1 protein-coding gene and 1 pseudogene are annotated in these 1,007 nt (G+C 69.7%); both read left to right on the top strand.

Annotation, left to right across the window (positions count from 1 at the left end; all coding sequences use genetic code 11):
- On the top strand, positions 1-522 hold a 522-nt coding region (locus AC1DU6_RS32750; RefSeq protein ID WP_477862439.1), incomplete at its 5' end, for a M24 family metallopeptidase C-terminal domain-containing protein.
- A pseudogene (locus AC1DU6_RS32745) lies at positions 522-1,007 on the top strand (DUF3616 domain-containing protein); the annotation flags it as partial. The gene AC1DU6_RS32750 and the pseudogene AC1DU6_RS32745, both read left to right, overlap by 1 nt.

Here is a 1,007-nt window from a genome sequence, read left to right as displayed (position 1 = left end):
CTGGCGCTCAAGGGCACGCTGGCGCTGTCGCGCACCCGCTTCCCGCGCGGCACGCTCAGCCCCATGCTGGACGCCATCGCCCGCGCGCCGCTGTGGGAGCACGGCCTGGACTACGGCCACGGCACGGGCCACGGCGTGGGCTACTTCATGAATGTGCATGAAGGCCCGCAGAGCATCAGCAAGGCGATTGCCGAGCCGGCCATGGCCATGGAGCCCGGCATGATCACGTCCATCGAGCCAGGCCTGTACCGGCCGGGGCTGTGGGGTGTGCGCATCGAGAACCTGGTGCTCAACGTCGCCATCGATACGCCGGAGAAGAACGCCTTCGGCGAGATGCTGGAGTTCGAGACGCTGACGCTCTGCCCCATCGACACGCGCTGCATCGACATCAGCCTGATGCGCGCCGACGAGATCGAATGGCTGAACCGCTACCACGCCACCGTGCGAGAGCGCCTGAGCGCCAAGGTCAGCGGCCCGGCCCTGGCCTGGCTGCTGCTGCGCACCGCGCCGTTGGCGGCCTGATGCGCGCGCTGGCTGCGCTGCTGCTGTGTGCGGTAGGCGCGGCCGCGGCGCAGACGCGCTATGAGGGCCTGTGCGACGCCTCGGCGGCGGTGGCGCTGGATGCGCGTCATTTCGTCGTTGCCGATGATGAGCACAACCGGCTGACCATCTACAGGCGCGGCGAAGCCAAAAGCGTCGGCGGGATCGACCTCGACAAGTTCTTGAAGGCCGACAAGGAAGCCGACCTCGAAGGCGCGGCCCAGGTCGGCCGCCGCATCTACTGGATCGCCTCGCATGCGCGCAACAGCGCCGGCAAGGTACGCGAAGACCGGCTGCGCTTCTTCGCCACCGAGATCCGCGGCACGACGGTGGAGCCGGTGGGCCAGCCCTACACGGGCCTGCTGGCCGACCTGCTGGCGGCGCCGGCCCTGGCGCCGCTGAAACTGTCCGACGCTGCTGGCCGCGCGGCCGAGGCGGAAGGCGGCTTCAACATCGAAGGCCTGGCC

Source organism: Roseateles sp. P5_B10 (genome assembly GCF_056400485.1).
The sequence above is the reverse complement of the archived record's forward strand: the minus strand, read 5'-3'. Positions and strand labels throughout refer to the sequence as shown.